This is a genomic window from Sphingomonas adhaesiva, assembly GCF_036946305.1.
In the GTDB taxonomy this organism is placed as follows: domain Bacteria; phylum Pseudomonadota; class Alphaproteobacteria; order Sphingomonadales; family Sphingomonadaceae; genus Sphingomonas; species Sphingomonas adhaesiva_B.
The window spans coordinates 351,579-375,279 of sequence record NZ_JAQIJJ010000003.1 but is presented as its reverse complement, the minus strand read 5'-3'; the positions used below and the strand labels follow the sequence as shown (position 1 = coordinate 375,279).

29 protein-coding genes are annotated in these 23,701 nt (G+C 67.2%); 10 read left to right on the top strand and 19 right to left on the bottom strand.

Annotation, left to right across the window (positions count from 1 at the left end):
* The 14 genes from PGN14_RS05270 to PGN14_RS05205 form a co-directional block, all read right to left on the bottom strand.
* Positions 1-477 (bottom strand): hypothetical protein, encoded by a 477-nt coding sequence (locus tag PGN14_RS05270; protein ID WP_335298377.1) that lies wholly within the window; start codon positions 475-477, stop codon positions 1-3.
* 72 nt (positions 478-549) lie between these two features.
* Positions 550-879, bottom strand: a complete 330-nt coding sequence (locus tag PGN14_RS05265) for an HNH endonuclease (RefSeq protein ID WP_335298376.1) — start codon at positions 877-879, stop codon at positions 550-552.
* Between the two features lie 185 nt (positions 880-1,064).
* Positions 1,065-1,601 carry a hypothetical protein gene (locus PGN14_RS05260; protein ID WP_335298375.1) on the bottom strand — a complete coding sequence of 179 codons (537 nt, stop codon included), beginning with the start codon at positions 1,599-1,601 and terminating at the stop codon, positions 1,065-1,067.
* A gap of 225 nt (positions 1,602-1,826) precedes the next feature.
* Positions 1,827-4,658 (bottom strand): phage/plasmid primase, P4 family, encoded by a 2,832-nt coding sequence (locus PGN14_RS05255; protein WP_335298374.1) that lies wholly within the window; start codon positions 4,656-4,658, stop codon positions 1,827-1,829.
* A gap of 66 nt (positions 4,659-4,724) precedes the next feature.
* Complete coding sequence (gene ssb, locus PGN14_RS05250) at positions 4,725-5,201, bottom strand: single-stranded DNA-binding protein (protein ID WP_335298373.1); 477 nt, start codon at positions 5,199-5,201, stop codon at positions 4,725-4,727.
* Positions 5,198-5,470 (bottom strand): hypothetical protein, encoded by a 273-nt coding sequence (locus PGN14_RS05245; RefSeq protein WP_335298372.1) that lies wholly within the window; start codon positions 5,468-5,470, stop codon positions 5,198-5,200. Before PGN14_RS05245 ends, ssb begins: the two co-directional genes overlap by 4 nt.
* Positions 5,467-5,706: a DUF2312 domain-containing protein gene (locus tag PGN14_RS05240; RefSeq protein WP_335298584.1), complete on the bottom strand. Its 240-nt coding sequence runs from the start codon at positions 5,704-5,706 to the stop codon at positions 5,467-5,469. Before PGN14_RS05240 ends, PGN14_RS05245 begins: the two co-directional genes overlap by 4 nt.
* A gap of 257 nt (positions 5,707-5,963) precedes the next feature.
* Positions 5,964-8,534 carry a DNA methyltransferase gene (locus PGN14_RS05235; protein WP_335298371.1) on the bottom strand — a complete coding sequence of 857 codons (2,571 nt, stop codon included), beginning with the start codon at positions 8,532-8,534 and terminating at the stop codon, positions 5,964-5,966.
* Positions 8,531-8,896 carry a hypothetical protein gene (locus PGN14_RS05230; RefSeq protein ID WP_335298370.1) on the bottom strand — a complete coding sequence of 122 codons (366 nt, stop codon included), beginning with the start codon at positions 8,894-8,896 and terminating at the stop codon, positions 8,531-8,533. The genes PGN14_RS05235 and PGN14_RS05230 overlap by 4 nt, the downstream gene beginning before the upstream one ends.
* 12 nt (positions 8,897-8,908) lie before the next feature.
* Positions 8,909-10,030 carry a DNA polymerase III subunit beta gene (dnaN, locus tag PGN14_RS05225; RefSeq protein WP_335298369.1) on the bottom strand — a complete coding sequence of 374 codons (1,122 nt, stop codon included), beginning with the start codon at positions 10,028-10,030 and terminating at the stop codon, positions 8,909-8,911.
* Complete coding sequence (locus tag PGN14_RS05220) at positions 10,027-10,599, bottom strand: hypothetical protein (RefSeq protein WP_335298368.1); 573 nt, start codon at positions 10,597-10,599, stop codon at positions 10,027-10,029. The genes dnaN and PGN14_RS05220 overlap by 4 nt, the downstream gene beginning before the upstream one ends.
* Entirely contained in the window at positions 10,596-10,871 is a 276-nt protein-coding gene (locus PGN14_RS05215) for a hypothetical protein (RefSeq protein ID WP_335298367.1), read from the bottom strand. Before PGN14_RS05215 ends, PGN14_RS05220 begins: the two co-directional genes overlap by 4 nt.
* Complete coding sequence (locus tag PGN14_RS05210; protein WP_335298366.1) at positions 10,871-11,338, bottom strand: hypothetical protein; 468 nt, start codon at positions 11,336-11,338, stop codon at positions 10,871-10,873. The genes PGN14_RS05215 and PGN14_RS05210 overlap by 1 nt, the downstream gene beginning before the upstream one ends.
* 55 nt (positions 11,339-11,393) lie before the next feature.
* Positions 11,394-11,675, bottom strand: a complete 282-nt coding sequence (locus tag PGN14_RS05205) for a hypothetical protein (protein ID WP_335298365.1) — start codon at positions 11,673-11,675, stop codon at positions 11,394-11,396.
* 85 nt (positions 11,676-11,760) lie between these two features.
* Here PGN14_RS05205 and PGN14_RS05200 point away from each other — a divergent pair, with 85 nt between their 5' ends.
* From PGN14_RS05200 to PGN14_RS05160, 10 genes are all read left to right on the top strand, one after another.
* Positions 11,761-12,495, top strand: coding sequence for a S24 family peptidase (locus PGN14_RS05200; protein ID WP_335298364.1), 735 nt, complete (start codon positions 11,761-11,763; stop codon positions 12,493-12,495).
* Positions 12,496-12,583: 88 nt separating this feature from the next.
* Entirely contained in the window at positions 12,584-12,850 is a 267-nt protein-coding gene (locus PGN14_RS05195) for a hypothetical protein (RefSeq protein ID WP_335298363.1), read from the top strand.
* Positions 12,850-13,080 (top strand): hypothetical protein, encoded by a 231-nt coding sequence (locus PGN14_RS05190; RefSeq protein ID WP_335298362.1) that lies wholly within the window; start codon positions 12,850-12,852, stop codon positions 13,078-13,080. Before PGN14_RS05195 ends, PGN14_RS05190 begins: the two co-directional genes overlap by 1 nt.
* Positions 13,077-15,047 carry a DNA cytosine methyltransferase gene (locus tag PGN14_RS05185; protein ID WP_335298361.1) on the top strand — a complete coding sequence of 657 codons (1,971 nt, stop codon included), beginning with the start codon at positions 13,077-13,079 and terminating at the stop codon, positions 15,045-15,047. The genes PGN14_RS05190 and PGN14_RS05185 overlap by 4 nt, the downstream gene beginning before the upstream one ends.
* On the top strand, positions 15,044-15,334 hold the full coding sequence (locus PGN14_RS05180) for a hypothetical protein (protein ID WP_335298360.1): 291 nt from the start codon (positions 15,044-15,046) through the stop codon (positions 15,332-15,334). Before PGN14_RS05185 ends, PGN14_RS05180 begins: the two co-directional genes overlap by 4 nt.
* Positions 15,331-15,603, top strand: a complete 273-nt coding sequence (locus tag PGN14_RS05175; RefSeq protein WP_335298359.1) for a hypothetical protein — start codon at positions 15,331-15,333, stop codon at positions 15,601-15,603. The genes PGN14_RS05180 and PGN14_RS05175 overlap by 4 nt, the downstream gene beginning before the upstream one ends.
* Entirely contained in the window at positions 15,596-16,099 is a 504-nt protein-coding gene (locus tag PGN14_RS05170; protein ID WP_335298358.1) for a hypothetical protein, read from the top strand. The genes PGN14_RS05175 and PGN14_RS05170 overlap by 8 nt, the downstream gene beginning before the upstream one ends.
* Complete coding sequence (locus PGN14_RS16830; RefSeq protein WP_443019457.1) at positions 16,096-16,368, top strand: helix-turn-helix domain-containing protein; 273 nt, start codon at positions 16,096-16,098, stop codon at positions 16,366-16,368. Before PGN14_RS05170 ends, PGN14_RS16830 begins: the two co-directional genes overlap by 4 nt.
* Complete coding sequence (locus tag PGN14_RS05165; protein WP_335298357.1) at positions 16,275-17,366, top strand: tyrosine-type recombinase/integrase; 1,092 nt, start codon at positions 16,275-16,277, stop codon at positions 17,364-17,366. The genes PGN14_RS16830 and PGN14_RS05165 overlap by 94 nt, the downstream gene beginning before the upstream one ends.
* Before the next feature lie 313 nt (positions 17,367-17,679).
* Entirely contained in the window at positions 17,680-19,098 is a 1,419-nt protein-coding gene (locus PGN14_RS05160) for an Ig-like domain-containing protein (protein ID WP_335298356.1), read from the top strand.
* Positions 19,099-19,203: 105 nt separating this feature from the next.
* On the opposite strand, the gene PGN14_RS05155 is transcribed toward PGN14_RS05160, so the two are convergent.
* From PGN14_RS05155 to PGN14_RS05135, 5 genes are all read right to left on the bottom strand, one after another.
* Positions 19,204-20,142, bottom strand: a complete 939-nt coding sequence (locus tag PGN14_RS05155; protein WP_335298355.1) for a winged helix DNA-binding protein — start codon at positions 20,140-20,142, stop codon at positions 19,204-19,206.
* A gap of 16 nt (positions 20,143-20,158) precedes the next feature.
* Positions 20,159-21,682, bottom strand: coding sequence for an NAD(P)(+) transhydrogenase (Re/Si-specific) subunit beta (locus PGN14_RS05150; RefSeq protein ID WP_443019456.1), 1,524 nt, complete (start codon positions 21,680-21,682; stop codon positions 20,159-20,161).
* Between the two features lie 76 nt (positions 21,683-21,758).
* Entirely contained in the window at positions 21,759-22,058 is a 300-nt protein-coding gene (locus PGN14_RS05145; protein ID WP_335298353.1) for an NAD(P) transhydrogenase subunit alpha, read from the bottom strand.
* A gap of 3 nt (positions 22,059-22,061) precedes the next feature.
* Positions 22,062-22,430, bottom strand: coding sequence for an endonuclease domain-containing protein (locus tag PGN14_RS05140; protein WP_335298352.1), 369 nt, complete (start codon positions 22,428-22,430; stop codon positions 22,062-22,064).
* Positions 22,431-22,576: 146 nt separating this feature from the next.
* Entirely contained in the window at positions 22,577-23,698 is a 1,122-nt protein-coding gene (locus PGN14_RS05135; protein WP_335298351.1) for an NAD(P) transhydrogenase subunit alpha, read from the bottom strand.
* Positions 23,699-23,701: the final 3 nt, after the last annotated feature.

Below are 23,701 nucleotides of genomic sequence, written 5' to 3'. Positions count from 1 at the left end.
TCAGTTCAGCAGGCTGGGCGGCGGGGGCGTCTCATACCGCCCGGTGACGTTCTCCGCCTCCATCTGGGCCTCTTCCTTCTTACCCGGCCGCGCCGTCCGCGGCGGCTGGGCACTCCGCGAAACCTCCTCCGACAGCGCGTCCAGCCGGGCCTTCTCCAGCCGACGCCCTAGTTCCTTCTCCGCCGCCACGCTGCCGCCCTTGGCAAGCTCGTTGAGGCGCGCCAGCTGCACGACATCGAACCGGAGCGCCGCTTCCACGCGTTTCCCGACCTCGGAAGAATAATGCTTGCGCAGCGTAGGCACCGACACCCCGAGGACGGCTGCCGCCTGTTTGACCGACAGCCCGCGCGCGAACGCCAGAAGCACCTTGTTGGACCTTTCAAGGGTCCAGACATGCTCCGGCCTTCCACGCCCCTCGGAGCGCGGCATGATCGGATCGCCGAACAGGTCGACCCCCGAAAATTCATCCGCGCCCAAAAAAAATCTCCACGTGAGAGCATGAGTGGTCCGGGTGGCGGCGCCCCTCCGGACTTTCGACCCCCCCCACCCTCAGGCGTCCGCCATCTCCTCGCGCTGCTTCGCGCCGGAGTGGCAGGGTCCGCAGAGGCACTGGAGGTTGCGTTCGTCCCAGAACAGCGCCTCTTCGCCACGGTGCGGGCGACGATGATCCGCCACCAGCTTCGACGTGTCGCCTTCGATCAGGCCGCACCGCTGGCAGGTGAACATGTCCCGCACCAGCACCGACCAGCGCAGCGTCTGCCAACGCGCCGTCTTGTACCACTTGCGCCAGTGCCGCTGGTCGCGACGCCGGTCGATCTCCCGCCGGGCGTCGTCCGCCTGGGCAAGCCGTGGCCGCAGCGTGCCCAGCCTCGGCCTCACGCTCGACAACCGGCCCATGCGACAGCACCACAATGCGCGAAGGGCACGCCACCCGAGGATGACACGCCCTTCGCTAGGCTCAGGAGAGGATACTGGTCCGAACCCGCAGGCCCTTCTCAGAGTGGCAACAAATACGCCCAAATCGCCCGATAAACGAACACCCGAAATTGTGTTAACAAGCAACTTTACCCCATTGACACGTTCGCCCGTGGATTTCCGCCATTTAGGCGCGCCGCGATGGCCGCAATCGCCCGGCCATACCGCATCCGCAGGCCATCCGTGCCCCGCTTCACGCCGAAGCGCTGCCCGATCCTCGCCCAGCTGACCTCGCGCCGACCACGCGCCAGTTCCGCCACGACCGCACCCACCAGCCGCCGTTCGCCCCCGGACAGCGCCTCGACCCAGCCGAACGCCTCATCCATGTCCGCGACATCGGCGCGCGTCATCGCCGCCGATCGCAGCGCGCCCTCGACCCGCGCCTCGCCCGCGCCGCGCCCGCCGTCATAGGACGCATCCGGCAGCACCAGGTGCCACGGCCCATCGCTGGCGCCGCGCGACCACGCGCGTTCGCGATCCGGCAGCCGCCAGCACGTCAGCATCGCCTCGACCAGCCGATCCTGCACGTCGTAGAACGTCCAGTCCCGCCGCGGAACGGCAGCGCCTTCCACCGGAACCGCCCCGTCGAACGTCTCACCTTCCAATCCCTGCTGCCCGGCCATCATCTAAATCCTTGTATTTCCGTAGTTTCCAAAGGTGGAAGGTGGAATGATCTGGAATATTGGAAGGGGTGGAAGGCGATAACGTATCAGTATCGTGTGCGCGCGCATGCGCGCATATGTGCATGGTGGGGGTTGCCTCATCCGACCTTCCAAGCGTTCCAATCCCGCAGAAATCCTAGCCTTTTGCCCTTCCATCGGCGGTTTCCACTGGAACCGCTAAGGCTTCCGTCACAGGGGCATGTCGTCATCCGAATAGGGCGGCGCATCGTCGTCCTGACGCGGCGCCTCCGCGAAATCGGACGGTTGCTTGACCATCTCTATGCCCAGCCACTGGATGCCGTTCGACCGCTTGTTCTCGAAACCCCGGTCCTCCATCGCCCCGGTGAAGCCGGATTGCTGCCATTCGTGCGCACCATTGGCCTTGGCCCAGGCGCTATACAGCGCGAACAGTTCGGACGACTTCGATCGCGCACCCTCGCGCACCTGAATACAGTCCTCAAGGAACCGCCCCAGCTGGTCGCTCTGCTCGCGATACTTGGCGGTCGCCGCCTTGACGCTGTCCGGCTCGATCAGACCATGCTCACGCCAGTCCAGCAGCCCATCCAGCAGCCGGTTCAGCACGCCGGACGCCACCTCGCGCAGCTTGTCCGGCAATCGCTTGTCGACCTTGTCCGCCGGGATCTGGACGTCCCACGGCACCAGCATCACCCGCCGCCAGATACCGTCGTCATGCCCGGTGATCTTCGGCTTGTGGTTGCCGCTCACCGTCACCTTGAACGACGGCAGGAAAGTGAAGAACCCCTTGTTCAGGTGTCGCGCGTCGATCGGTTCGCCGCCCGTGATGAGCTTGATCAGCGCCTCCGCCAGTTTGGCCCCCTTCTCCGGCTCGGAGGTCCGGAGGAAGCGTATGCCGGGCAGCCGCGCCAGATCGGGGGTCGCATCGCCCCCCTTGCGCCCCTTGCCCTGATCCAGCAGCGTCTCGATCGCGACCGATCCGCCATAATCGCCCGTCAGATGCCCCCACAGGTCGACCAGCGTCGATTTGCCGTTGCGGCCCTTGCCGTGGAAGAACGCCAGCTTCTGCTCGCCGATGTCGCCCGTCAGCGACAGCCCGCCCCATTGGTGCAGGAACCGCCGCATTTTCTCATCGGGCTGTACCGTGGCGAGGAAGTCGTCATAGACGGCGCAGTCCTGCGACGGATCGAAGACGACATTGGCGACCTTGCTGATGAGGTCGTCGGGCCGGTGGGGATCGAGCCGCAGCCCCCATCGGTCACCGACCGTGATCGGCTTCAGCCGACCCTCCACGACCGCCCAGCGCTTGCCCTCCTGCACCAGCCGCAGCGTGCCGTTCAGCACGTTGATCGCCATGCGATCCACGTCCATCGCATCCGCGCGGATCGCGATGCTCTCGAACGACTTCACCAGATTCGCGATGCAGCCCAGCCGGTTCGCCCCTTCGCTCGACTTGGCATGATCGCGCAGCATCTCGCTGTAATAGACCGGCACCTTGCTGTCGCCGGCACCGCGCCATCGGTAGATGAAGTCGAGGGTCGCGGCGCGCTGCTCGGCGCTGGCGTCGTCCGGCAGTTCTTCGCGCAGTCCCGACGCCTCCACCAGATCGGCCTCATGCCGGATCGCGCGCACCGTCTCGAACACCGCGAGGCTGACCTTGCCCGGCACACGGTCCTTCTCCTCCGATAGCAATTCCCACCGCCGATCGTCCCACACGAACCACCCCAGTTCCGGGCAGAACCGAAACCGCCAGCCATGCCGCCGCCAGAACCGCTCCGCATTCCCCAGATCGGTCATCGCCATCATCGCGCAGGCGCGATCCGCCTCGTCATCCCTGACCGGCGCGATCCTCCCCCTGACCCCCTTAGCGGAACCCGAAGGCGGCGGTTCCGGATGGAAGGGCATCGCTTCGCCGCCCAGATCGGGTCCGGGTCCGGACGCCTCATCGGAATAGGCCTCGACCGGCGGCATTGGCGGCACATCGGATGGGCCAGCGGACCCGGCGCTGTCGCGCCGGCGCATCCTTGATCCGATGCCGCTCAGGTCGTGCGGATGCTGCCGTCCGCCCTCCAAGCCATTCTCGATCGCCTGGGCATGCCTCTCGAACGCAGCGGGATCGAACCCGCGCACCACGGCCGTCAGCGTGCTGCGCACGATGAACTCGCTGATCGCGCCCGCGCCGACGAACCCGCCCATGTTGTACGCGGCCTGATACGCGCCCTTGTTGCGCCCGCCATGCCGCCCGCCACCAGGTGGCGTGCCCGCCAGTTCGGTGACGACGCGGTCCAGCGCCGCCATCGCGTACCGGCGATGCGCCTCGTCGACGTCGACCGGGAACACGTCCGATGGCACGGCGGCCGGCCGCGTCACGCGATCGTCACCGCGATCGGCCGCGGCGCGCCGCTTGGGCGTCCGCAGGATCGCGATCAGCGACTCCGGCATGGTGACGATCGGCGCCTCGGCATCACCGCGCAGCCAGCTGTATCCGCCGGCCACGCACCTTTTGCCGTCGCCGTCGCACCAGCTGGGCGGCGCGATGACATATCCACCCTCGCCGCGCACATCGATATGGTCGGGCAGGCTGCCGACGTTGCCGATCGGATCGCCCTCGGGCATCCGAAAATAGCAATGCACGCCCCCGGACGGCGTGCGCACCGCCAGCGTCACCGGCAACGCGCAGCCCATCCGGTCCTCCAGCGCGGCCTTCAGCCGTTCCAGCGTCCATTCCTCGCGCGTGACCTCGCCCGTCTCCGGATCCACAACCTCATCGATGCGCGGATCGAAATCGATGACCAGCATCCCTGCCCGGCCAACCGCGATCCCAATCATCGCGCGCGGCCACTTCTTCCACCAGGCGATGATCTGGCCTTCGTGGGTTGTCGCCTTCGACACGCCACCCGTGCGCGGGATCGGCTTGCCGGCAGCGTCCGTGTCGCGCGGCAGCAGCGGCGACTTGTCGCTCGGGCGGCACGGAAACACCGGCCATCCACGGCGCGCAAAGGAGAGGGCCGCGTCGAGCAACGACGGGGCTTCGATAATGGTCACGCTGATATACCCCCGCTACACGGACGCGGCAGACGCTACCCGGTCTGCCAGCGGGTCACGGCGACGTCAGAACGGAATGTCGTCATCCAGGTCGTCGCGCGTGAAGGCCCCGCCGGCACGCGCCGCGCTGCCCCCCGACGCGCCGCCGCTGGTGTCACCGTAGCCCGAATAGTCGTGCCGCCCCGGATCGGCCTCGCGCTTGTCCAGCAGCGTCAGCGCGGAGTTGAACGCGCCCAGCACGACCTCGGTCGAGTAGCGCTCCACACCCTTCTGATCGGTCCATTTGCGCGTGCGCAGCTGCCCCTCGACATAGACCTTGCTGCCCTTACGCAGATATTGCGTGGCGACCTTCTGCAACCCTTCGTTCATGACGACGATGGAGTGCCATTCGGTGCGTTCCTTCTGCTCGCCCGTCGTGCGATCCTTCCACCGCTCGCCGGTCGCGATGCGGAAGTTCACGACGCTGCCGCCGTTCTGGAAACTGCGACTTTCGGGGTCCGCCCCCAGGTTGCCGACGAGAATGACCTTGTTGACGCTGCTCATGCTTCCGACCTCTTGAAGGGATGCACCTCGAACTTCGTCGGTCCGAAGATCGGGTCCTGAATGGTGATGGTGGCGCGATCCCCGCGCGGGGTCCGCCGGAAGGGCAGCCGGAGGGGTTTGTCGGCACCTTTGCAGACGATCTGGTTCCCATCGACCGTCACGTCGGTGACCCAATGGAAAGCGTATGGCGCGTTGAGGCTGGCGCCCTCCAACATGCCCATGTCGGCGTCGACGAAGCGGCTGACGTAGCGCCCGACGATCACGGTCACATCATCCCCAGCGCGCGCATATAGACCTCCATGATGGCGGCCTGCTCCTGCTGCTGCTCGCGCGGCTTCGACCGGATGCGCAGGATGCCGCGGAGCGCCTGCGGATCGTATCCCCGCGACTTGGCCTCCGCGAACACGTCGCGGATGTCGTCGCCGATGCCCTTGCGCTCCTCGGTCAGCCGCTCGATACGCTCCAGCAGCAGCCGGACCTCATCGGCCGCGACGCCCTCGATCACCTCGCCGCTGTTATGCCCTTCCCCGGCCGGCGCATCGTCGCCATCCTCGCGCGGCGGCACATAGACCACCTGCCCGCCACCCCGCGGCTCGCCGATCCAACCAGCGCCCGCCAGCGCCTTCGTCATGCTCTTGAGCGACGGGTTCGCCGCGCGGATATGCGATGGCAGAAGGTCCGCCACCTCGCCCAGCGTGATCTCACCACGCCCGGCCAGGATCCCGCCCACCGCAGTCGCGACCTGCATCTCCAGCCGCTGCTTCACGCCGCCGCCTCCTGCTCCAGCAGATCGAACAGCGATGGCATCGCCCGCGCGGCCTCCGCCTCGCGGCAGTACCGCACGCCGTCACGAAACGACGTCGGGTTCAGCTCGCACCCCAGCCCGCGACGCCCCATCTTCAGCGCGCGGAACGGCACCGTCATCAGCCCCCCGAACGGATCATAGACCAGCTCGCCCGGGTTGCTGCCCAATCGGATCGCACGGTCGACGATGTCGAACTGGAGCGGGCAGATGTGATTCTCCAGCTGCCGCCGCGTCTGCTCGCCGTTCAACGTCAACATGCGCTGGACATCGGTCCAGCAGTCGAGGCGCATTGTCGCAGGTTGAAGCACGCCGAAGCTGGTCGGCAGCTGCTTGCGCTCCGCCAGCGCCTCGCCGATCGCGACATGCTCGTCATGGTCGTAGACGTCCTGCACCGACCACGCCGGGAACATCTTCGCCAGCGCGCTGGGCGGCATCATCCCCAGTTCGTCCGGGCGCAATGCGCGGTCCCCGCTCGACCGCCACAGGCTGTCCGCGTCGATCTGCCACCGCGCTAGGCTGAACTCCTCCTCCGCATGCATCACCGGCACGTCGGCCCAGCCGTTGGTGCGATCGGTCGGCAGCTTGAAGAAGCAAAGCAGAAACTCGGGGGAACCACACCCCACGGCCGTGCTGTCGCGCTTCAGCGTCTTATACGTCAGCCGGTAGGTCTGGTTGTTCTCGCGCACGACATCGGTCGCGATGAACCGCAGCCCGCAATAGGCGAAGCCATGCTTGGTGAAATGCGCGATCGTGTGCGCGTGGAACGGGTCCACGGTCGGCCGCGTCATACCCGTCACCGACGCGAAGCGGATGCGATCCTTCACGTGGATAAATGCCAGCCGCCCCGGTTTCAGGACTCGCAGCAATTCGGGCGTCAGGAAGTCCAGCTGGCGGAAGAAGTGCGCGTTGTCGTCGGTATGCCCGAAGTCTTCGTAGCGCGGCGAATATTCATAATGATTGCCGAACGGAATGCTGGTCACGATCAGGTCGACGCTGTCGTCATCCATGGCCCGCGTCTCGGCGACGCAGTCGTTGTTGATCGCGCGCCAGCCATCGCCACTCTCCTCCACACGCTCAACGCCCAGCGTCCGTCGCATCGTGATCGCGGCCTGATGCTCCAAGCCATAGCGCCGAATCAGATCGCTCATCCGCTCGACCATCGCCTTGTGGTCATCCCACTTTCGCATCAGCTCGCGCAGCTGCTCCGCCTGCGTCTCGGCGTAAATCAGGTCGATCACGACCTCCTCCGACTGAAGGAAGCGGTAGATGCGGTGGAGCGCCTGGAGGAAGTCGTGGAACTTGTACGTCGGAAAGATTGTGGCGCGGTGGCAATGGTGCTGGAAATTGCGCCCCGCGCCCAGCATCGACGGCTTCGCCGCCAACAGCCGCACCTCGCCACGCGCGAAGGCGTCCGCGATTTCCTCGTTGCGATCCAGCTTCTGCGACCCGTAGACCTCCGCAATCCCCGGAATGGCGCATCGCAGCGCGTCGCGCTCTGCCTCCAGGTCGTGCCACAGCAGGAAGTGATCCGCCGGCGCCTCTGCGACCAGTTCCGCCACCTTGGCCACCCGCACGTCGATCGTGTCACGCGCCTCGCGTGCCGTTTCCACGACGCCCTTTGCGCCGGTGCGCATCAACCGCCCCTGCCCATCGCGGTCGGCGCCGGCATCGGCGATGTCGGCCGCGACCATATGCGTCCGGAACGTCAGCGCCGGCAGCGCATAGCCGTCGTCGGAGAAGCCCAGGTCGCTCGGCTTCTGGAGAAACACCGCCCAGCTGTTCACCCACAGCCAGAACTCCTCCTCCTTGTGCGGATACAGCGTCAGGTCGCCGGCCTTCTCGCTGTTTCGCTGGAAGAACCGCGTCAGCGCTTGCCCGCTGTCCATGATGCCCAGGAACGCAGCATAGTGGATCAGCTCCTTGTAGCGGTTCGGCGCCGGCATCGCCGTCGCCACGAACCGATACGGCACCGGCTCGAACAGCGGCAGGAAGGTCTGAAACGTCTCGCTGCCATAGTCGCGAAGCGCCGCGGCTTCGTCGATCGAGGAGAAGGTGAACCGCGACACGTCCAGCTTGCCGTCGCGCACCGTCTCGAAGTTGGTGAGGACCATGCGCACGCCCTCGGCATAGGCCGCCCACACCTGATCCATGTCGCGAACGAAGCGCAACGTTACGCCCAGTTGCCCGGCGTCGGCGATCATGTCCGACCGGCAGCCCAGCGGCCCGACGATCAGCCCGATGGGGTCGTGTGCCAGCGCATCCCGACTCTGCAGCTGACCCAGCGCCTTTTCCAGCACAACACGACCCGTCTCCACCTGGATCGTCGATTTCCCGAGGCCGAACGCGAGGAAATACGCACGCCGACCACCCTGCACGCCCCAGCGCACGATGGCGCGCTGATGCTCGCGCAGCGGCTTGCCGTCGCGCCGCTCGAGCAGGATGTCGGACATCTCGCACGGTAACCCCAGCGAGGGGGCGGCAACGACCTTCGCCTCCAGGAACTGGCGATACGGATCCACCGCCGTCACGACAGACCCCGGATCGCCGCGGCGAGGTCGGATTCCTCGAACACGCGCTCGAACATCGCGCGCGCCATCGGCAGATCGCCGTCCCGCACGTAGCGGAAGCCATCCTCGATCGCGCGATCCTCGCCGCCGGTCAGACCCATGTCCCGGTAGGCTTCTACGATCGCGTCGTCGTGCAAGGCCTCGATCACATCGTCTTCATCGACCGTGACCGACATCTCGATCGTCACAGCGGCGTCGAACTCGCGTCCCTTGCCGGCCAGGACATCGGCCAGCGTCATGTCCGCCGGAAATCCCGCGTCGACAAGCTCGCGCGCCAGTTCCTCCGCGTCGAAGTCGTTACGAAAATCGTAGGTCCGCATCATCGCACCCTCCACTCAGACCCGCATCGGCATGATGACCGCGATCAGGTCCGGATCCTTGTCGCTGACCGCGCGCACCGCCGCGCTCGGGTCGGCGAAGCTCATCGTCATCTCGGCGCCCTCGGCGAAGATGCCGAGCGTCGTCGTGAACAAGCGATGGTCCATGCCCAGCGCCAGCGTGCTGCCGATCGCGCGCGCCTCGATCTCCTCGTCCGCCGACGATCCCGCGCTGTCGCGCGCGCTGACCTTCTGCGTCTCTAGGCCGGGCGTCAGGTCCATCCGGATCGACCGCAGCTTGCGGTCGCCCTCGGCATCGACCACCGCGGCCACACCCATCGCTGCGCTCAGCAGCGTGTCGCGCCCGCCGATCAGCTGGTTCGTGCCCGCCGCCTCGTCCGGGATGATCCGCTGGTAATCCGGGAACGTCCCATCCACGACCTTCGCGATCACCTGCACCCGCCCGGTCACCGCCTGGATCGCATTCTCGCTGACCGAGAGCGTTACCTCGCCCTTGCCGATCAGCTTGCGCAGCAGCGTCACCGCCTTCGTCGGCACGATGACCTGCGGCATGCCCTCCGCAGCCGGCGGCATCGGCACCTCCGCACGCACCAGCCGAAAACCGTCGGCCGCCGCGGCGCGCAGATGCCCGTCGACCAGGTGTAGGTAGACGCCCATCAGATAATAGCGCGTCTCGTCGGTCGACTGCGCTACATGGCAGGCGTCCAGCAGCCGGGCCAGCACCGGCCCGCCCAGCACGAAGGTCGTCGCGACCTCGGGCGGCTTGCGCTTGGGGAAGTCGCTCGCCGGCAGCGTCGACAACGTACGCACCGCGCGACCGCTCTTGATCGTCACCGCGGCGGCACGGCCATCGACCGGCGTGATCGTCAGTCGCCCCGGCTTCAGGCTGTTGACCGCCGCGACCAGCTTGTTCTTGTCGATCGTCGTCGCGATCTCGCCTGCCGCTTCGATCGTGACGCTCGCCTCGATGTCCAGATCGGTACTCGTCACGGTTAGCGTCCCCGCCTCCGCGACCAGCATCAGATTGGCCAATACCGGGATCGTAGTGCGCCCCGGCACCACATCCGCCACCTGCTTCAGCGCGCCCAGCAGCGCGTCGCGCTCGACCTCCAGCGTCATGCCGCCAGCCCCGTCTGCGCACCCGTCTCCAGGATCGTCACGCGCCGCAGCGTCGGGGCTGGCGCCGAGTGGATCGCGATCAGCTTCGCCGATCGCAGCGCCAGCAGCCCATCCTCCACGCTGAACACCGAGATGCCGGCCCGTATCGACAGCTGCTTGTCGGTCGGGCACGGCCGGCCGAACTCGGCCGCTCGCTTTAGGATCGGGTACAGAAGGTCGCCTGCCTGATAGTCACCGGCATCGGCCTCACGCGCCGACAACTGCGGGCGTTGCGCCCCGACCACGATCGGCGCCTCGACTGGCGAGGCCACGCCGGTACGCTGCGCGAAATAGCAAAACTCGCCTAGCAGCAGGTCGCTGCGCTTCTGGAACAGCAGCACCAGCCCCTGATCCGACAGCGCGCGGAGCCGCCGCGGACCAGGTGCGCCTGTCGGCAAATACGACCGTGTCGCATAGTGCAACCGGTCACCCTGCTTTGCAGCAGCCAACCAGCGCTCCACCTCGCCGACGTCGGCGACCCGCTTCGTCTCGTCGCGCACGGGGGACAGTGCCAGATCGATCGCGCTCACGCCGCCACCTGCACTTCCGCGACGGCGAACCACGCCGCGCGCGCCGGGCGGTTGAAGTCCCGCGCCTTCACGCCGCAGGCGTGGTGCAGCACCGTGCCCAGCTGCAACCCCGGCGTGATCTCGCCATCCACGACGCGCTGGATCATCGTGCCCGTGGTCCAGGCGGCATGCCCCGCCGCGCTCAGGTCGCCACGATGCTTGTCGGCGACCCACTGCGCGACCAGCCGCGCGCCCTCGCTGGGCACGCGCGCGCTCAAATGCATCTTGTGCATCAGTGCTTTCCCTTCTTCATGATGGCGCGCAGGTGCGCCTTGAGCTGCGTGAGATCGGCGCTCAGCTTTACCGCCAGCGGCAGCAGCACAGCCGCCTCGTCCGGATCGATGCCGTCAACGGCGAGGGTGATGAGGTCCGACGCGGTGCGCGCAGCGGTCGCGGCGACGCCCATCGGATTGATGTCGGGCAGCACGTCGGCGGTAGGCGCGAGACAGAAACCGATGTCCGCCAGCAGCGCGTTCAGCACCGCCGGCCCATCCGCCTGGGTGATGCGCCGCGCTTCGTGCATCGTCATCTGCTTGGCGACGTCGTCGCCGTCGATCCGAAGGCGCACTGTGCCCTCGCTGCAATCCATCGCGTCGCCCAGGTCGACATTCGACCAGCCACGCCGCGCCTTGACTTCTAGCAGTGCCGAAGCACCAACGCGCTTCGTAGAGGATTTCGTGATGAGCGGCGCTTTCGTCATGACGTTGCGCTCCCGCAACGGGCATTACGCTGCTCATGAGCATCGACCGCCCCCATCATGCCGCCTGCTCCACGACCGGGCGCCCGATGCTAGCGAGCGCCTCGGCAGCATCCGCAGGAATCGCGTCCGGCCAATTCGCCGCGTCGCGAAACCAGTCTGCCAACCGATCAAGATTTCGCGCCGAACAACCGCCCCCATCGCGGAGCCGCTCGAAAAACGAGCCGCGATTCACGACGATTGTGGCGACCCGCGCCAGCGACTTCCCGCCATGCGTTGCGGCTTGCAGGGCATATGCCTCGGCAACCCGCAGCAATGACGCTTCATAGCCAGTGTCCATGCCGCATGATTACGGCACGTATGCCGCATCGTCAACGGCATATCTGCCGCACGACTTTCTGCCGCCTTTGCGGCACAAGTGCCGCATGGCTGACAAGATCGACATACTGATCGAGCGGATCGCTGCAAAGCTCGCCGAGCGGCGCCTTAGCGAGCGCGAAGCGTCCCTGGATGCGACGGGAAAGCCTGACGCCCTGCGATATATCCGCGTTCGCCGCGCGATGCCGAGCGGCGAACGGCTTGCTGCCATCGCAAAGACCTTGAACACGACACCGCAGTGGTTGCTCGGCGGGGTCGAAGAGGGCATTGCCCCAGATCAACATGACGACGCCGATTCGAAGCTCGGCGCCATCACTCAACGGCGTCTCCCCAAAACGCTTCCTGTGTATGGCACCGCGCTCGCCGCAGACATCGAGTTCTCCACGAGCGAGGGCGCCCCGATCGCCGTCGAGCAGATCGAGGTGAACTTCGCTGAGCCGTCTGACCACATGGCGCGCCCAACCTCCATCGCGGGCAAGGACGGCTATTATGTCGTGACGGTTTGGGGGCACTCCATGGAACCGCGCTACGATTCTGGCCGCCGACAGCTGGCTTATGCCCACCGCCCTGCGCGCGCAGGCGAAGACGTCGTCGTGCAACTTCGCTCACCGATCGACGACGGCGAGATGGTCACGGCCGTCCTCATCAAACAGCTGGTCAGGATCAAAGCCGGCTTCGTCGTTTTGCGTCAGTTTAATCCGGCCGTCGAGTTTGAGGTGCCCCAGCACAAGGTGAAGCACATCCACCCGATCATTCCGTGGGACGACGTCCTAGGCTTCTAAGGCATATATGCCGCATCTTGATTGACACGGCAGATATGCCGCATTATGCCGCACCTCATCGGGCGATAGCCCTTCTGAGGAGCCGCACATGCCGCACCCGCATCCCCGCGTCGTCGTAGACGCCCTCTACCCGATCGAGCGCCCCACCCCCGCCAAGCCGGTGGCCGTAGAGAAGCTCGCGCCGCCGCCGCGCCCGATCTGCTTCGAGCCGATCGCCCCCGAGCCGCGCATCCGCCCGTGGGTCGAGCCGGAGGAAAGCCACCTGATCGAAGCCCTCATGCTGTGGGCGCCGATCTGCTTCGTCTGGTACGTCATCTGCGGCATCCTGATCGCGATCGTCCGGGGGTGGCTCTGATGAGCCCCGCCGAGCAGGCGCTTTGCGATCAGTCGCCAACCTTCGCTGACATGTGCGATCGAGTCCGGACCGCCCGACGGGCGCACCTTCAAGCGATCGGTGTTCTCGATGCTGCCAAGGCTCGGGTGAAGCGGCTAGAGGAGGAGCTTCGCCAGCGGATCGAGGATGACAAAGACGCTCGCGACGCGCTGGACGCGTACATCGAGCGCGAGATCGAGGTGGCGGAATGATGCGCCCTCTCGTCATCGACAATTTCGCGGGTGGTGGCGGCGCCAGCACCGGGATCGAACGCGCACTGGGGCGTCGGGTCGACGTGGCCATCAACCACGACCGCGAGGCGATCGCCATGCATGAGGCGAACCACCCGGACACGCGGCACCTGATCCAGTCCATCATGGCGGTCGATCCTCTGGAGGCGACCGGCGGTCACCCTGTCGCCCTCGCCTGGTTCTCGCCCGACTGCAAGCATCACAGCAAGGCCAAGGGCGGCAAGCCGCGCGAGAAGAACATCCGCGACCTCGCCTGGGTCGTGCCGCACTGGGCGGAGCGCTGCCTGAAGGGAACGCCGAACGGTCGCGGCGCGATCGACGTCATCATCCTCGAAAACGTCGAGGAGTTCCGGCAGTGGGGTCCGCTCGACGCCGAGGGCAAGCCGATCAAGGAGCGCCGCGGCGAGGAGTTCGACCTGTGGGTGCGGAAGCTGCGCCGGCTCGGCTACAAGGTCGAGTGGCGCGAGCTTCGCGCCTGCGACTATGGCGCGCCGACCAGCCGCAAGCGCCTATTCCTGATCGCGCGCCGCGACGGCCTGCCGATCGTCTGGCCGGAGCCGACGCACGGCAAGCCCGGCACCCCGGAGGTGGAGAGCGGCCAGCGCCTGCCATGGCGCACCGCGGCGGAGTGCATCGACTGGTCGATCCCCTGCCCCTCCATCTTCGACCGCAAGCGCCCGCTGAAGGACGCCACGCACCGCCGCATCGCCCACGGCGTCATGCGCTACGTCGTGAACGCCGCGCGGCCGTTCATCGTCGGCACTGACTTCGTCAACACGCGCGCCGCGCGCGTCTTCGACCCCAAGGATCCGCTGCGCACCACGACGGCCCAGCCAGCCTTTGCCGTCGCCGACGCGGCGATCGTGCCGATCACGCACACTGGCGATTCTACCCGCGTCCACGACCCGGCCGATCCCATGCGCACGATCACGACCGCCAATGGCGGCGAGTTCGCCCGCGCCACGGTCACTCTCGCCCCGCACGTCACCAAGTTCCGCTCCGGCTCGGTCGGCAGCAATGCCGGCGTTCCGATGCCGACCGTCACCGCCAACGGAGACAGCGCTCGCCCGGCAGGCGCCACGCCGCTGGGCGTCGCCGCTGCGACGATGGTGCAGATGGGCTATGGAGCGCGCGAGGGTCAGGCGCCCCGGGCGCTCGACATCGAAGCGCCGCTGGGCACGATCGTCGCAGGCGGCGGCAAGCATGGCGTCGTGGTGGCGCACATGGAGAAGTTCGCCGAGAACGCCCGCGGCCGTCCTGCCGACGAGCCGCTGGACACCGTCATGGCCGGCGCGCCGCGCCACGCCGCGGTGACCGCGTTCCTGTCGACCTTCTACACGAACGGCGGAAAGCACGGGCTGCTGGAGCCGACCCCGACGATCACCGCAGAATCCAATCACCACGCCGTCGTCTGCGCCCACATGGAGCAGGCGAACACCGGCGGCATGATCGGACGCCCCGCCGACCAGCCGGTGACCACCATCACCGCGACGGGATCGCAGCAGCGGCTGGTGCAGACGACGATGGTCGACGCCAGCGCCCTGCCCGCACCGATGATGGCGCGCGCGGTGCAGGTCGCCGCCTTCCTGGTGAAATACTACGGCAAAGAGATCGACGGCCACGGCTTGAACGCGCCGATCGGTACCGTCACCACCAAGGATCGCTTCGCCGTCGTCACCGTGACGATCGATGCCGTGACCTATGTCATCGTCGACATCGGCATGCGCATGCTGACCCGCCGTGAACTGGCGAACGCACAGGGCTTCCCGCCCGGCTACATCCTCGATCCGATCGGCCCGAACGGGAAGCCGCTGAGCATCAGCAGCTCGATCCGCATGATAGGCAATTCCGTCTGCCCCGACATGGCCGAAGCCCTCGCCCGCGCCAACGTCCGCGCCGACGCCTTCGAAACGCAGGAGGCTGCATGAACAGGACAGAGCATCTTCTCGTTTGCCTCGCCGAAGAATGCGATGAAGTGGGGCAGCGTGTCAGCAAGGCGCTCCGCTTCGGGCTATCGGAGGTGCAGCCCGGTCAGCCGCTGACGAACGCCGATCGCATTCTGGAAGAGCTTCGCGACCTGTTCGCCGTGGCCAGCATTCTCGCGAGCGAGGGCGTGATCGGCTGGTGCTTGCCCGAGCATATGGAGGTGCACGCCAAGCTTGCGAAGATCGAGCGGTTCATGGCGATCAGCCGGGAACAGGGCGTTCTTTCGTGACCAAGAGCGGCATCACCCCTGACGGCTGGGCCACCGCGCGCCTCGAACGGGCCTATGCCGACGACGAGTGCGGCTGCCCTGTTGAGGAATGGTGCTATGGCGGCCTCTGGCTCATGCTTCACCATGAGCCGGATGGCAGCCTCGAAATGTTTGTCGATGCCGGCGAGTGGGATGCCGAGATCGCACTTGCAGGTGCCTCCATTGAGGAAGCGCGGGCGCAGGCGTTCGCTTGGGTCGACGCGCTTCCACGGGAGGGCGCAAATGGCTGACCCGCCCTTCACCGGCGACTGGCCCTACTGCGCCTGGGCGGCGCTGGAACTGCTCCGCGAGCGCCGCGCCAGCTGCGCCGCAGGCGTCGAAGCCGGCAAGATGACGCAGGAGGTTGCCGACGAGAGCATTTCGACCGCGCGCGCCATCGTCACGCAATGGCGCTGGGTGCTGGACCCCGCCCTGCCGCCGCTCCCCGCCGAGGGCTTCGGCGCGTCGGAGCCAGCGATGCTCGACCAGCTGCGCCGCCTCGCGCCGTGGGCACGCGGTCGGTGGGACGCCGCGCCCGCCGACCGCGACCTGCGCGAGCGTGCGCTGTTGGTGGAAGCGCTGCTATGGCATCAGCAGCCGACCGCGTCAGACGTGCCCCATGCCGTCTACTGCGGCCTGATCGCGCGGCGGAACCCCAGCTGGCGGGTCCAGCCCGACCCAGTCGAAGACGCCGGCATCTACCGTGCGTTAGGGCTGGCCATGCCCGGCCAGCGGAGGGCCGCATGATAGACCTGCTGACCCCCGAGCAGGCCGCCGAGCGCCTGCACCTCTGCACGAAGACCTTGCGCCGGCTGCGCAGCCAAGGCCTTATCCGCTACGTCGCCATCACCGACCGCAAGATTCGATACCGGCCGGAAGACTGCGATGAATATGTCGCCAGCCGCACCCGGAAGGCCGTCGAATGTCCGTCTACAAGCCGAAGAAGTCGCCCTATTACCACTACGACTTCACCTGGAAAGGTGATCGGTTTCACGGCTCGACGGGCTGCAAGGTAAAGCGCGACGCCGAGCGCTACGAAGCGCGCGAGCGCACGAAGGCGATCCATGGCGGCGGCACCGCGGCCGTCATCCTTCTGGACGATGCCTGCGGCCTCTACGAGGACAAGGTGGGCGACCTGCCCAGCTGGGCCGATACCGAACGCGCCATCAAGCACCTGATCGCCGCGATCGGCGCGGCCGTGCCGCTCCGCGACATCAAGCAGCTGGACCTGATGCACCTGGTGGCGAAGCGCCGCGGCGCAGGGCTGGCGAACGCGAGCGTCAACCGAGAGATCGACGTGTGGCGCGCGATCTGGCGGCACGCCGCGGACGCGGAGTTCGACGTCGGCCACATGCCGAAATGGGGCAAGCTGACTTTGAAGGTCGCTGAGAAGGCGCCGCGCGAATTGAGCGATGCCGAAGAGACATCGCTATTCAGCGAGATACGCGAGGATCTGTATTCCTTCTGCGAGTTCGCGCTGAAGACCGGGTGGCGCAAAAGCGAGGTGCTGGGCCTGCGATGGTCCGACCTCGATCTGGGCGCGCGCACGGCCGTGACGAAGATCAAGGGCGGCGACGTCGTCCGCCGGCCGCTGACGCAGGACATGCTGGTCATCATCGCCAACCAGCCGAAGGCCGGGCCGTTCGTCTTCACCTATGTCGCCCAGCGCACCAAGCCGGCGTTCACCGACAAGCTGGGCCGTAAGCACCCCGCGCGGATGAAGGGGCAGCGCTACCCGATGACGGACATGGTCCTGCGCCGCCCGTGGGCGGCTGCGCTGAAGGATGCGGAAGTGACGGAGTTCCGCTTCCACGATCTGCGCCACACGCGCGGCACGCGGATCCTGCGCACCACCGGGAACCTGAGGGCCGCCCAGCGCGCCCTCGCGCATCGCTCGATCAAGACGACCCTGCGCTACGCGCATGCCACCGACGACGACATCCGGCACGCGCTGGAGGTCAGCGACTCCCGGACTATCCCCGAAGTCCCGAACCGGAACGCAACGAAAGCTTAAAGATGTCAGATGCTTAGGGGGTTGTGAACCGACGTCGTGTAAACGAGCCGCTCTACCAGCTGAGCTAAGCGCCCGACGGCACGTGCCATCGCGAACGCCCCCATAACCCGCCTGCCGGTACGATCAAGCGAAAGAGCGCCGACGTAACAAAACGTACATTTATCGTATCGCCCAAGAAACTACTTCGTTCGAAGTATCTGTCCCGAAAATAGATTACCGATTGTTAATCTTTGCAGATGCGCGATGTGTAGAACGGGTACAAACCTCGCGAGACCGAGCGGCAGCCGACTCGGTGCTTTTGGAGTCAACGGGGATGACCACCTTTACGCGCACGTCGCCGACCGGCGGCGGAGTACCTAGCGGCGTGACCGAAATCGGCGGGATCGTGCTCGATCTCATCGGCGTCAACGGCGTTCGCGTCACCAGCCAGCTGGCGGCCAGCTCGCTCTACATCGGGTTCTTCGACGACGGCGAGCCGGTCAGCTATCGCGGCGACCCCGGCACGATCGGCGAACAGAGCGGCCTGTCCGCGGCCGTGATCGCCGCGCTGGGCGGCGGGCTGGCCTCGGTGTCGGTGCGCGTGACGCTGTATGACGGCGATACCGGGCCGGGCGACTTCGACTATCAGGGACAGAACACGCTGCTGCTCAACGGCGTGGAGATGGGCGACTTCTCCGACGTCGTCACGCAGCGGACCTCGTCGGACGGGCTGACGCTGGTCAACGCCTCCACCGGCTTCGGCAACGAGATCCTGTCGACCGGCTGGTTCACCTCGACCAACGCCACCTTCCTCAGCCAGTTCTATACGACGCTGGCGTCCGGCAAGGTCACCTATCAGCTCAAGGACGTCGATCCCTACGACAATTACTTCGACTTCCGCCAGGGCGTCGACGGCGGGCTGATCGACGTCGGGCAGACGCCGAACATCTCGCCGGTGGCGGGCAACGACACCGCCAACACCAACGCCAATACCGCGGTGGTGATCAACGTCGCCGCCAACGACTTCGACACCGACGGCACGATCGTCAGCTACGCGCTGGGCACCGCGCCGAAGAACGGCACCTTCTCGATCGACCCGACGACGAAGGCGATCACCTATACCCCGACCGCGGGCTTCACCGGCACCGACACCTTCACCTATACGGTGACCGACGATCGCGGCGCCACCGACAGCGCGACCGTGACCGTCAACGTGCTGGCACCGGGCGCCTCGACCGGCTTCGTCCGGCTGGGCAGCGGCAATGACGTGATCAGCTATGCCAAGAGCACGTCGGGCGTCACGGTACAGGCACTGGACGGCGACGACAGCGTCACCGGCAGCGCGTTCAACGACAGCATCAACGGCGGCAACGGCACCGACCTGATCCGCGGCGGCGCGGGCAACGACGTCATCACCGGCGGCGCGGGCTTCGACCGGATGCAGGGCGGCACCGGCAACGACACGTTCATCATCAACAAGGGCGATCTGGTCAACCCCGCGAACTTCGGCGGCAACCTGGACCATATCATCGATTTCCACGGCGCCGGCGGTTACAGCGCGGGAGAGAACGACTTCATTCGCTTCACCGGCTTCGGCGCGGGCAAGGTGACCTTCAGCAGCTATCTGGCCGGCGACGCATCGCGCCAGATCTACACCGTGTGGGATTCGTCCGGGGTCTATCAGGGCTCGCTGCTGGTCCAGATGGCGGACGGCACGAAGATGCTGGCGGCGGGCGACTTCGTCTTCGCCTGACCCGATCGGGGCGACCCGTGACGACGGCACCGGATCGCACGATCCGGCGCCGTTTTCGTATCGGGAAGGAACCTCGGGGTCGAGCGGCGGAACCCGAACGCGGCGTCAGACCAGCGGCAGGCCCGCCTCCGCCAGTGCGGCGAGATAGCGCTCCATCGCGATCGCCGCCTCCTCGCTCAACGCTACGAAGGCGCGGCGTCGATCGGCGGGGTCGGGCGCGCGTTCCAGCAGGCGGGCCGCGGTCAGCTTGCCGATCCAGCGCAGCGCGGTGGTCGGCGCCACCGCCGCGGCGATGCACAGGCTGGACACCGATACGCGCGCGCCTTCCAGCCGCGCGGCGAACAGGTCGAGCAGGATGTCCCACGCCGGATCCTCGAACAGTCCGTCGCCGAAGAAACGGTCGCGCAGTCGCCGCGCGCGCAGCACGTCGCGCACCGTCGCCGCCCCCAGCATCGTGCGCGGCACGCCGGATGCGGGCGCGAAGTCGGTGCGGCGGTCGCGCGCACCGCCCGATCCGCCGCCCTCGCGCGAGGCCAGCCGCGCCAGCAGTTCGGCGATCCGCGCCACCTCCGCATTCAGCCGCGCGAGCCGTTCGAGTTCGTCGTCGGCGCTCGCGACGCGACCGTCGTCGCGCGCCGCGGCGAGCGCCAGCGCGCTGATCCACTCCGCCTGATCGGGATCGCACAACAGCTGGATCGCGGGCGCGTCCACCGGCAGCGCGGCGACGACCGGGTCGATCTGCGCCACCGTCATCGCCACCACGACGCGCCAGCCGCGCGTTGGTGCCAGCGCGGCGACCGCCGCCAGCGCGTCCTGCGCCGCCTCGTCCGCTACGCCCTCCAGATCGAACACGATCGCGAGTGCGGCATCCGCGTCATGCTCGGCGAGCGTCGCCGCGATCGTTTCGACGCTTGCTTCGGCCGCCAGCGTGCCGCCGATCAGCGCGATCGCGTCGCGCGCCGCATGACCACCTGCGCCCGCCGCGCTGGCCAACAGGAAGCGCGCGCCCGACGCGCCTTCCAGCCCGAACCGTGCTGCCGGCATCTTCGCCCTTCCGCGCTCAGTCGATCGACTTGACGATGTCTTCGACCATCTTCTTGGCGTCGGCGAGCAGCATCATGGTGTTGTCCATATAGAAGACGTCGTTGTCGACACCGGCATAGCCCACGCCGCCCATGCTGCGCTTGATGAACAGCACCGTTTTGGCCTTTTCCACGTCGAGCACCGGCATGCCGTAGATCGGCGAGCTCTTGTCGGTCTTCGCCGCCGGGTTGGTGACGTCGTTGGCGCCGATGACGAAGGCGACGTCGGTCTGCGCGAACTCGCTGTTGATGTCCTCCAGCTCGAACACCTCGTCATAGGGGACGTTCGCTTCGGCCAGCAGCACGTTCATATGCCCCGGCATGCGCCCCGCGACGGGGTGGATCGCATATTTCACGCGGACGCCATGCTCCTTCAGCTTGTCGCCCATCTCGCGAAGGACGTGCTGCGCCTGCGCCACCGCCATGCCGTAACCGGGCACGATGATGACCTGCTCCGCCTGGGTCATCAGGAAGGCGGCATCCTCCGCGGAGCCGCGCTTCCACGGGCGGTCGACCTTGGCCGCCCCGCCGCCGCCCGCCGCCGCCTCCGCGCCGAAGCCGCCCGCGATCACGCTGATGAAGCTGCGGTTCATCGCCCGGCACATGATGTAGGACAGGATCGCGCCCGACGACCCCACCAGCGCGCCGGTGATGATCATCGCGGAATTGTGCAGCGTGAATCCCATCGCCGCGGCGGCCCAGCCGGAATAGCTGTTCAGCATCGACACGACGACCGGCATGTCCGCGCCGCCGATCGGGATGATGAGCAGGAAGCCGATCGCGAAGCTGAGCAGCGTGATCGTCCAGAACACCCACGGGCTCTGGTCGACGGTGAAATAGGCCACCAGCCCCAGGATCGCGGCCAGCACGCCCAGGTTGATGACGTGGCGCGCGGGCAACATGATCGGCGCGCCGCCCATATTGCCGTTCAGCTTCAGGAAGGCGATGACCGAGCCGGAGAAGGTGATCGCGCCGATCGCGACGCCCAGCCCCATTTCGATGCGGCTGACCGGATTGATGAGCGCGAACGCGCCGTCGGGCGTCAGCACCGGCACCGCAATGCCGAACGCGATCGGGTTCAGGAAGGCGGCGGCCGCCACCAGCACCGCGGCGAGGCCGACGAGGCTGTGGAAGGCGGCGACCAGCTGCGGCATCGCGGTCATCGCGATGCGGCGCGCGATCGTCATGCCGACGACCGCCCCGATGCCGATCGCGGCGAGGATCTCCAACGCCGCGACATAATCGATGCGCGCGATCAGCGCGGCATAGTCATACCCCTCGACCAATGTCGTGACGACGGGGACGTGCGTCACCAGCGTGGTGACGACCGCGATCCCCATCCCGATCATGCCATAGCGGTTGCCGCGCTGGCTGGTGGTCGGGCTCGACAGCCCGCGCAGCGCGAGGATGAAGCACACCCCGGCGATCAGATACGCCAGTGCGACCCACGGATTGACGGCGACGTGCTCCACTAAACCCTGCTCCCCCAAAACTATCGTCATCCCAGCGCAGGCTGGGATCTCCCTCCACGAGCGTGTCGTCGTGGCACGAGACCCCAGCCTTCGCTGGGGTGACGAGTTACGATCGCCCTGCCGCCGGGCGATCCTTCTTCTTGTACATCGCCAGCATCCGGTGCGTGACCGCGAAGCCGCCGAAGATGTTGACGCTGGCCAGCACCACCGCCAGCAGCCCCAGCCACTTGCCCCCGGTGCTGCCCGCCGCCGCCGACGCGATCAGCGCGCCGACGATGATGACGCTGGAGATCGCGTTGGTGACGGCCATCAGCGGCGTATGCAGCGCGGGCGTCACCGACCAGACCACGTAATAACCGACGAAACACGCCAGCACGAACACCGACAGGATCGAGATGAAGTCCATTATTTACTCCTGATCCCTGAGTCTTGTTGTCGCTGCGTCGACGATGCCCGCCACCACGGCGTCGCAGTCGCGCAGCACCTCGGCCGCCGGCACTCTCATGACCGCCAGACCGCGCATCGCGAACCAGCGATCGCGTGTCGCATCGCGCTGCGGCCGATCACCGAACTCATGCGCGATGCCATCCACCTCGATGATCATCCGGGCGGCGTGACAATAGAAATCGGCGACATAGGCGCCGGATGGATGCTGCCGCCGGAACTTGAGCCCGGCAGGTCGCGTGCGAAGCCCCAGCCACAACCGCACCTCCGGCGGCGACATCGTCCGGCGCAAGCCCCTCGCGCGCGCATTGGTATCACCTGCCCCCTGCAACACGCTATCTCCTCCCTGCAAGGGGAGGTGGCAGGCCGCAGGCCTGACGGAGGGGTGTCGCGCCATCCGTAGAGTGTGACACCCCTCCGTCGCGCTGACGCGCGCCACCTCCCCTTGCAGGGGAGGAGATAACGCCCCGTCGCACCCGATCACGACAGCAGCCGCGGGTTCACCACCTGGCCGTCCTTCGTCAGCCGCACCGCGTCGCCGATCTCCTCGTCCAGCACCGGCTTGCCCGCGTCCTTGTTCCAGAAGGTGGACAGGAAATTGTAGAGGTTGCGGCTGAACAGGGCCGACGCATCCGCGGGCAGGCGCCCGGCGACGTTGCGATGGCCGACGATCTTTACGCCGTGGCGCTCGACCACCTCGCCCGCCACCGAGCCCTCGACGTTGCCGCCGCTTTCCACCGCCAGGTCGACGATGACGCTGCCGGGGCGCATCGTCGCGATCTGCGCGTCGCTGATCAGGCGCGGCGCGGGGCGGCCGGGGATCAGCGCGGTGGTGATGACGATGTCCTGCTTCGCGATATGCCCGGACACCAGCTCGGCCTGCGCCTTCTGATATTCCAGACTCATCTCGCCGGCATAGCCGCCGGTGCCCTCGCCCTCGATCCCCGCCACATTCTCGACGAAGATCGGCTTGGCGCCCAGCGACTGGATCTGCTCCTTCGTCGCGGAGCGCACGTCGGTGGCGGACACCTGTGCGCCCAGCCGGCGCGCGGTGGCGATCGCCTGAAGCCCGGCGACGCCGACCCCCATCACGAACGCCTTGGCCGCGCTGACCGTGCCCGCCGCGGTCATCATCATCGGGAAGGCGCGGCCATATTCGGCCGCCGCGTCCAGCACCGCCTTGTAACCCGCCAGGTTCGATTGCGACGACAGGATGTCCATCGACTGCGCCCGCGTGATGCGCGGCATGAATTCCATCGCCAGCGCCTCATACCCGCCCTGCGCATAGCCGTCGACGCGCGCGCGCTCACCGAACGGGTTCAGTCCCGCGACGACCCACGCGCCCGGCGCCGCGCCGGCGAGCGAGGCCGGGTCCGGCCCCTGCACGCCCAGCACGATCCCCGCGCCCGCCAGCACCGCGCTGCGGTCCGCGACCGTAGCGCCCGCGGCGGCATAATCGGCATCGGCATAGGAGGCGGCGCTGCCCGCGCCGGCCTCCACCGCCACGTCCGCCCCCAATGCGACGAATTTCTTTACCGTCTCCGGCGTCGCGGCCACCCGGCGTTCGCCGGAAGCCCCCTCCTTCAGGACCGCGATCCGCATCGG